General features: G+C 69.5%; 6 protein-coding genes. 2 read left to right on the top strand and 4 right to left on the bottom strand.

The window, feature by feature from the left end; all coding sequences use genetic code 11:
• Together A5714_RS06740 and A5714_RS06735 are read left to right on the top strand one after the other, a co-directional pair.
• Positions 1–934, top strand: a 934-nt coding sequence (locus tag A5714_RS06740; RefSeq protein ID WP_068284050.1) for an acyl-CoA dehydrogenase family protein, incomplete at its 5' end; no start/stop codon positions are given.
• Positions 931–2,190 (top strand): acyl-CoA dehydrogenase family protein, encoded by a 1,260-nt coding sequence (locus A5714_RS06735; protein ID WP_068284048.1) that lies wholly within the window; start codon positions 931–933, stop codon positions 2,188–2,190. The genes A5714_RS06740 and A5714_RS06735, both read left to right, overlap by 4 nt.
• Here A5714_RS06735 and A5714_RS06730 read toward each other — a convergent pair.
• The 4 genes from A5714_RS06730 to A5714_RS06715 all read right to left on the bottom strand — a co-directional run.
• Positions 2,187–4,154: a SpoIIE family protein phosphatase gene (locus A5714_RS06730; protein WP_068284046.1), complete on the bottom strand. Its 1,968-nt coding sequence runs from the start codon at positions 4,152–4,154 to the stop codon at positions 2,187–2,189. The two genes, A5714_RS06735 and A5714_RS06730, sit on opposite strands and share 4 nt — an antisense overlap.
• A gap of 374 nt (positions 4,155–4,528) precedes the next feature.
• Positions 4,529–5,734: an amidohydrolase family protein gene (locus A5714_RS06725; protein WP_068284043.1), complete on the bottom strand. Its 1,206-nt coding sequence runs from the start codon at positions 5,732–5,734 to the stop codon at positions 4,529–4,531.
• Between the two features lie 81 nt (positions 5,735–5,815).
• The gene (locus A5714_RS06720) at positions 5,816–6,871 is read right to left on the bottom strand and encodes a hotdog fold thioesterase (RefSeq protein ID WP_068284040.1); all 1,056 of its coding nucleotides are present in this window, start codon (positions 6,869–6,871) and stop codon (positions 5,816–5,818) included.
• A 418-nt stretch (positions 6,872–7,289) separates the two neighbouring features.
• On the bottom strand, positions 7,290–8,124 hold an 835-nt coding region (locus A5714_RS06715; protein WP_156747197.1), incomplete at its 5' end, for a class I adenylate-forming enzyme family protein.

Here is an 8,124-nt window from a genome sequence, read left to right as displayed (position 1 = left end):
GCTGGCCGATCTGGCCATGGTCGCCGAGCGGCTCGGCCGGACGGTGGCGCCCGGGCCGCTCTACCCGGTGAGCGTCGTGCTGACCGCACTCGTCGACGGCGCGGATCCGCTCGCGCATGCGGCCGCCATCGAGGCGCTGATCGCGGGGGAGGCCGTGGCGTCGTGGGCCGTCTGCGAGCCCGGGCAGGGCTGGGCGCCCTTGGCGCCCACGGTGACGGCCACCCGCACCGAGGCCGGTTACCGCATCGACGGCACCAAGGACCGCGTCGAGGCGGGCGCCCAGAGCGCGTGGTTGCTGGTGGTGGCGCGCTGTGACGAGGCCGTCCGCCAGTTCCTGGTACCCACCGACGCCGCCGGGCTTCGCGTCGAGCCCCAGCAGTCGGTCGACCTGGTCAAGCAGTACGCCCGAGTCCATTTCGACGGCGTCGTCGTGCCCCCGACCGCCGCCGTCGGCACCGCCGAGCAGACCGCCGCGCTGGTCGACCGGCAGAGCCAGATCGCCCAGGTGCTGCAGTGCGCCGAGGTCGTCGGCGTTCTGCAGACGGTGTTCGACATGACCGTGCAATGGGCGCTGGACCGCCACTCGTTCGGTCGCCCGTTGGCGTCCTACCAGGCGCTCAAACACACGTTCGCCGACATGAAGCTGTGGCTGGAGGCGTGCCGGGCCACCACGGCCGCCGCGGTCGCCGCCGTCGCCGCGCGGCGCTCGGACGCGGGCCTGTCGGCCAGCATCGCCAAGTCCTACGTGGGCGAAATGGCCGGGCAGATCGTGCAGTCGTGCGTCCAGCTGCACGGCGGTATCGGGGTCACCTGGCAATTCGACCTGCACCTCTACCTTCGGCGGGTCACGTTGTATCGCAACATGTTCGGAACGCCGCAGGAGCACAACCTGCGCGTCTACGAGGCCGAGAAGGCGGGTCGAGCCCACCGATGACCAGCACCGCGCACTCGCCCACCGAGTCGGTCGCGCAGTTCGCCGCGCGGGCCAGGGCCTGGCTGGCGGACAACTTGCCGACCATCGACCCCGACAACCCGCCCCCGGCCCCGCGGGACGACGAGGCGTCGTGGTCGCGCGCCCGTGAACTCCAAAGGCGGCTCTACGGCGGGGGATTCGCCGGCCTGTGCTTCCCCCGCGAATACGGCGGCCAAGGCCTGCCGTATGAGTACCAGAAGGCGTTCGACGCCGAGTCGCTGGGCTACGAGATGCCGCTGATCCTCAACACGCCCACCTTCACCATCTGCTGCGCGACGCTGCTGGACACCGGCACCGAGGAGCAGAAGAAGCGGCACATCGCCGCGGCGCTGCGCGGTGAGGAAGTGCTGGTGCAGCTGTTGAGCGAGCCGAGCGGCGGCTCGGACCTGGCCGGGGTCATCACGCGGGCCGAACGCCGCGGCGACCGTTGGGTGCTCGACGGCGCCAAGACGTGGAGCACCAGCGCGTTCGCCGCCGACTACGGGCTGTGCCTGGCCCGCACCGATTGGGCGGTGCCCAAGCACGAGGGCCTCACCATGTTCCTGGTGCCCATCGCCCACCCCGGAATCACGTTGCGCCGCATCACGATGCTGAGCGGCTCCACCGAGTTCTGCGAGGAGTTCCTCGACGGGGTGGATGTCGGTGACGACGCGGTCGTCGGAGAGGTCAACGGCGGCTGGGCGGTGGCCTCGCGGCAGCTCTACCACGAACGCCGGGCCGTGGGGCAGGGATCGGAGTTCGCCAGCGGCAGCGGCAGCGAGGGTGGCAACGCGAATCCCGTTGACTTCGTGTCACTCGCGGAGAAGACGGGCCAAGGTGACGACCCACGCGTGCGGGAGCTGGCCGGCCGGGCACTGGTGCACCGGGCGGTGGCCGAGCAGTTGATCGACCACGTCTACCGCAACGTCCGCGACGGCGTCCTGCCGCCGGCGGCCGGCACGCTGATCCGGCTGTTCCACTCCGAGACCGTGACCCTGGACGTGGACACGGCGCTGGAGATCGCGGGAGCCGTCGGCGTGGTGGGCGCGGTGGGGGACGGATTGCAGACCGGCCTGCGCTACCTGTCCCGGCAAACCGTGGCGATCGGGGGCGGCACCACGGAGGTTGCCCGCAACGTGATCGGCGAACGCGTGCTGGGCTTCCCGCGCGAGTACGCCGCGGACCGCGGTGTGCCGTTCAACCAAGTCCGGCACGGCCCCCGGAGCGATCGCCCCTAGCCCTCGGCCACCAGGTTCTCGACCAGGCCGGTGGCGACGGGAATCTGCACCAGCGACAGCACATGGTGGGCCGCACTGCCCGGCGGCGCCACCAACGCGAACTCGCTGCCCTGCCGACGCGCCCGGTCGCGGGCGGCGACGAGCGCGCTGACACCCGCCGAGCCGAGGTGGGTGACCTCACTGAGGTCGATGGTCAATGATGCTATGCCGGAACGGCTTTCGACAGCGATCTGGCGGTCCAGGGTGGCCGCCGTATTGGCGTCGACCTCGCCGCTGACCACCAGGCGGCCGGGCTCGGTGACCGCGGAGGCGAAGTCCGAGTTGGCCTCCCGCTGGTGGGCCGTCCCGGCGGCCAGGGTGTCGGTGATGAAGTTCGCCGGTCGAGACAGGCGGTGCACCACGGTGGCGGTGGTGCCCCCGGTCCCGTGGGTGATGTGTGCCTGGGACACCAGGGCTTCGGCCATGGCCAGCCCGCGCCCGCGGCCCGTCTCGCCTTCGCGGTGGTCCTTCCACTGCCCGTGGTCGACGACCGAGACGTGCAGGTTGCCGTCGCCGGCCAACGACGCCTCGACGACGACGCCGTCGGGGACTTCGGTGGCATAGCCGTGTTCCACCGCGTTCTCGACGAACTCGGAGATTGCGTGCACGATGTCGGAGATATCGTCGGCCACGGCGCCGATCTCCGTCAGCCAGTCGCGCAGCGCGGCGCGCACCACCCGCGCCGTGCGGATCGTCGCGTCCAGGGTGAGGTGCAGCGGTGCCGGCGGCGTACGCCGTTGTGCCGCAAGCAAAGTCACGTCGTCGCTGTATCCCGTCGAGCGCAGCAGGATCTCCAGCGTCTCCGAGCAGAGCCGGTCGACGGGCCGCGCCGAAGATTCGATGACGAAGCCGCTCTGGCCGCCGGCGATGTTGGCCGCAAGCTCGGCGAATTCGGCGGTGCTGGCGACCAACGGCCGGCCGGGGCGTTCGATCAGACCGTCGGTGTAGAGCAGGATCGTGTCGCCCACATCGAGGACCTCGCAGCGCACCGGAAAGCCCGACCCGCTGCCCAGCGGGCCGCCGCCCGACGGCGCGAGGTAGCGCGCGGCCGCGTCGGCGCCGACCAGCAGCGGTGGCGGGTGCCCGGCGGTGCAGTACTCGAACTCGCCGGTGCTGAAGTCGAGCGAACCGACGCACAGCGTCGCCGACCTCGAGCCGGGCACGTGCTCGTGGAAGCGGTCGACCGCGGCGAGCGCCTCGGCGATCGGATAGCCCGCCACGATCTGCATCCGCAGCGCGGTGCGCAGTTGCGACATCACCGCGGCCGCCTGGACCCCGTGCCCGACGACGTCACCGACCACGAGGACCAGTCGATCGCCCAAGGGGATGGCGTCGAACCAGTCACCGCCGGCGGCGGTGTCCTCGGCCGCGACGAGATATTCCGCCGTCACGTCGGCGCCGGGAACCACGGGCACCGACGGCGCCAGCAACGCCTGCTGCATCACGGTCGCCGAATCGCGGATGTTGCGGTAGCGCGCGGACAGCTCGTGCATGCGGTCTTCGGCGACCTGCCGGCTGCGCACCCGCTGCGTGACGTCGATGAAGGCGAGCTGCACGCCCTCGACCGAGCCGTCGGTCGCCCGGCGCGCGGTGACCACGAAGTCGAAGAAATGCTCCTGCGCGTCGCCGGCGCCCTCGAAGTCGGCCTGCACTCGCCATTCCGAGCCCGTCTGTGGCTCGCCGGTCTCGTACACCCTGTCGAACATCTGGAAAATCTGCTGGCCCTCCAACTCGGGGAAGACCTCGCGCGCCGACAAACCGATGGGATCGAGGGCGGGACTCAGCGCCCGGTACGCCGCGTTGACCGCGATGAACCGGTGGTCGGGACCCTCGAGGCCGACCAGCAGAGCCGGGACGTTCTCGAAGACGCGCCGCACGTCCTCGGCCGCGCCTACCGTTGCATCCCAGCCACTTTCGGCCGTCATCTGGCCGTGCCTCCTCGCAACTCCTCGAACGACCGGCTAGCCCGACGAGGGTCGGGTCTACGCGTCGACCTATTCAACACACGTCGACCAATAGATTAGCAACGACCGACGCGTATATATTGCAACAGTTTCGTCGCGGCGGGTATATGGCGCGGTATCGGAAGTGACGGCCTCACGAGGTCAACGCGGCAGCGGTTCGGTTGCGGGAGTGTCAGATAACGATTCGCACGCCCACGATGACCGGTGGTCGTCAGCGGTGCGGCACGGGTCGCGGCGTCAAAGGGCCTGCGCTAGAGGAACTTCCGGCTCCCTGGTCGAGGAGCTGTAGGCTCCTTGCCGGGTGCCGTTTGGGCACAGGCGGTTTCGGCGGCTCGTCAGGCCGACACCGGCTTCTTGGCCGGCGCGGTCACCTTCATCAGCTTCATCAGGTTGCCGCCCATGATCTTCGCCTGGTCCTCTTCGCTGAACTCGGACAGCTCGTCGACGAACGAGATCGGGTCTTTCAGGCCCTCGGGGTGCGGCCAGTCGGAGCCGAACACGACGCGGTCCGTGCCCACCATGTTGACGATCTCGGTGAAGCGGTCCTCCCAGAACGGGCTGACGTAGACGCACCGCTTGAACGTCTCGATCGGGTCCTCGGCGAAGGCCTGGGGCATCTTCTTGTAGACGCCTTTGAGGCCCCGGAACAGCGTCGGCACCCAGTCGGCGCCGTTCTCGATGGACAGGATCCGCAAATCCGGGTTGCGGCTCAACGCGCCATGGCAGATCAGGGCACCGAAGGCGTCCTCGATGGGGCGGTGGCCCATCGCCAGGCTGCGGAAGGCGGTTGGCTTGAACGGCAGGAACTCGTCGCCGGGTTCCCAAATGTTGAGCAGCTCGGAGTAGCCACTGTCCGAGGCGTGCATTGACACCGGGATTTCGGCGCGCACGCAGGCCTGCCAGAACGGGTCGAACTCCGCCAACCCGAAGGATCGGCTGCCGCGATAGCCGGGCACCGGAGCGGGGCGGACCAGCACGGTGCGGGCGCCGCGCTCCAGACACCACTGCAGCTCCTCGAGCGCCCGATCGACGATCGGGAGGGTGATGACGGGGGTGGCGAAGATGCGGTCGGAGTAGTTGAACGACCACTGCTCGTACATCCACTCGTTGAGCGCGTGGATGACGTCGTGCGTCATCTCCGGGTCGTCCTTCATCCGCTCCTCGACGAGGCTGGCCAGCGTCGGGAACATCAGCGCGTAGTCGATGCCCAGCTCGTCCATGACCTCGAGGCGGGCGCCGGGCTCGCGGAACGCCGGTATGGCCTTCATTGGCTCGCCCAGGATCTCGCGGTAGCTCTTGCCCTGCGAGCCGTGGCGGAAGTACTCCTCCTGGGCGCCCGGGCGGGCCACCACCTCGAACGTCGGGTTGGGGATGTAGTCGCTGATGTGTCCGCGCACCACGATCTTGGTGCGGCCCCGCACCTGCACGTAATCGATGACGTGCTTGCGCTTTTCGGGCAGGAACTTGGTCAGCGCCTCCTGCGGCTCGTACATGTGGTTGTCGGCGTCGAACACCGGGAACGGAAGCTCGCGAGAGGGCATGGCGTTCTCCTCGGAGAGTCGAGATTCTCACTGGATGGTAATGACGTTACCACCCGGGCGTTGGTCGGGACAGCGTCCGTTTCAGCGTCGGTTCGAACGTCCGTTTGCGCCGCCCGCGCGCCGCGGAATCGTGGGCGTGGCGCCGTTGATGATCGCGAAGTTGACCGTCGCGGTGGCCGCCAGCTCGTCGTCGGCGTCGCCGTAGATGTCGATTTGCATCACCATGGCCCGCCGGCCGGCGCGCAGCATGCGGGGGACCGCGAAGGCTGAGCCCTGCCGAATGGGCCGCAGGTAGCGGATGAAGAGGTCGGCGGTGGTCATGGTGGTGCCCTGCTGCAGGAAGTCCAGCCCGAACTGGCCGCCCGCCACGTCCACCAGCGTGGCGATCAGGCCGCCCTGCAGCGCGCCGGAGGTGTTCACCACCTGGGGGCTCACCGGCATGGTCATGGCGAAGTGGCCGTCGCGCTGCCCGGCGCGCATGCCGATCTGGCCGAACAACTCCGACAGCGACGGTTCCGGCACGGCGTCGTCGGTGTCGCGGATGCCCAGGGCGCGGCTGCAGAAGTCGTAGAGCTGGCCCGCGTCGACCGGCGCGCCGTTCAATTCGCTTCCCAGCCAATGCAATCGCTGCGCGCCCATCATCGTCTGCATCACGATGGCGGCGGCCGCGCCGACGTCAAGGCCGGGGTGCAAGACGCCCTCGGTGATGCCCTGGCCGACGATGTCGCGGATCAGCCGGTGCAACGGCGAGAGCACGCGGGCGTACTCGCGCGGACGGGTTTCGGCGAGGTGCTGGTTGTAGAGCATCAGCGCCCGGTTGAGGCTGTCCTGGGTGGTCGACTCCGGTTGCTCGCTGACCCGGTCGATCACCAATTTCAGCGCCGCCGTGCTGTCCAACCCGCTCGTCTCGCCGCGCCAGGCCTTGACCGACTGCGCGATGGTGCGTTCGAACAGCGCCAGCAGCAGCTCGTCCTTGCTGCTGAAATGCTGATAAAACGCGCGCAGCGACGTCTTGGAGCGTGCGACGACCTCTTGGACGGTGAAGTCGGTGCGACCCGTCTCGCCGAGGATTGCTACCGCGGTCTTGATGAAGCGGTCCCCGCGCGTGATCTCGACGTCGTCCCCGGGCTCTGACATGAGAATGAGGTTACCGCGCTGTAGCTAGAACGGTGGGTCGTCGGGTGGCGCGGGCCCGGTCGCCGCTCGGGCGTGCGCCCCGGCCGCCTCGGAGGGTGGCGCCTGCCGCTGGGTGGCCGTCGCGCCGTTGCGGCGCCGCTCGGCGGCGACGTAGGCGGGCGCGGTGTTGCGCTCGGCTGCGACGGCGCCGCGGCATCTTCAGGGCGCGATCCGCGCAGCGGTCCCGTACGGGCGCCGCGGCGGCAAGAGGCACGCCGGTCGGGGCGCACAGCGTGGGAAACAGCACCGCGCTGCCTGGCGTGGTCACGGAGGTGTGCCCCGACGGTGCGGTCCAGATCACGGTGCCGTCCGGCAACTGCTGATCATGCCAACCCCAGAACGTCTTGATCAGATGAGAGGTCCGACACACTCCGAGCGCTCAGCCGCCCCGGGCTGCGATCATGGCCGAGCGGTTCACCTTCGTGGCCGCCGTGCGGGGGATGGCGTCGACGAACTCGACGGTCTTGGGCGCTTTGTAGGGCGCCAGCCGACCCTTGGCGAATTCGATGATCTGCGCTTCGGTCAGCGAGGCCCCCTCGGCGAGCTGCACGACCGCGTGCACGCGCCGCCCCCACTGCGCATCGGCGAGGCCGATGACCACGACGTCGGCGATGCCGGGATGTCCCGCGAGCGCGGACTCGACCTCGGCGGGAAAGACGTTGGCGCCGCCGGTGACGATCATGTCGACGCGACGGTCGACGATGTAGAGATAGCCGTCCTCGTCGAGGTGGCCGATGTCGCCGGCGGAGCGGAAGCCGTCGTCGGTCGACGGGAGGGGCGGCGCCCCGCCGAGATAGCGGTAGCCCGCGCTCATCGGTGCGCGCAGATAGACGTCGCCGTCCTCGCCGGGGCCCAGCGGCCGCTTGTCGGCGTCGAGGATCCGGATCTCGGTGTCGCGGAACCCCCGCCCGACGCTGCCGGGATGGCTGAGCCACTCGTCGCCGCGCAAGGCGGTGAGCCCGAGGTTCTCGGTCATGCCGTAGGCCGTCACCATCTGCTCGGGACTCAGCAGCTCGAACCACGTTTGCAGCAGCGAAGGCGGCATCACCGCGGCGCCCTGCAGGACGAACACGATGCTGGACAGGTCGCGCCGGCGGACGTCGGGGCGGGCCGCGATGCGTGCCAGCATGGTGGGGGTGGCGGTGAAGTTGGTTATCCGGAATCGCTCGATGACGTCCAAAGCCAGTGCGGCGTCGAACTTTTCGAGGATGACC

Source organism: Mycobacterium sp. E2462 (assembly GCF_001672685.1).
Classification (GTDB): domain Bacteria; phylum Actinomycetota; class Actinomycetes; order Mycobacteriales; family Mycobacteriaceae; genus Mycobacterium.
This window is presented reverse-complemented; position numbering and strand designations above follow the sequence as displayed.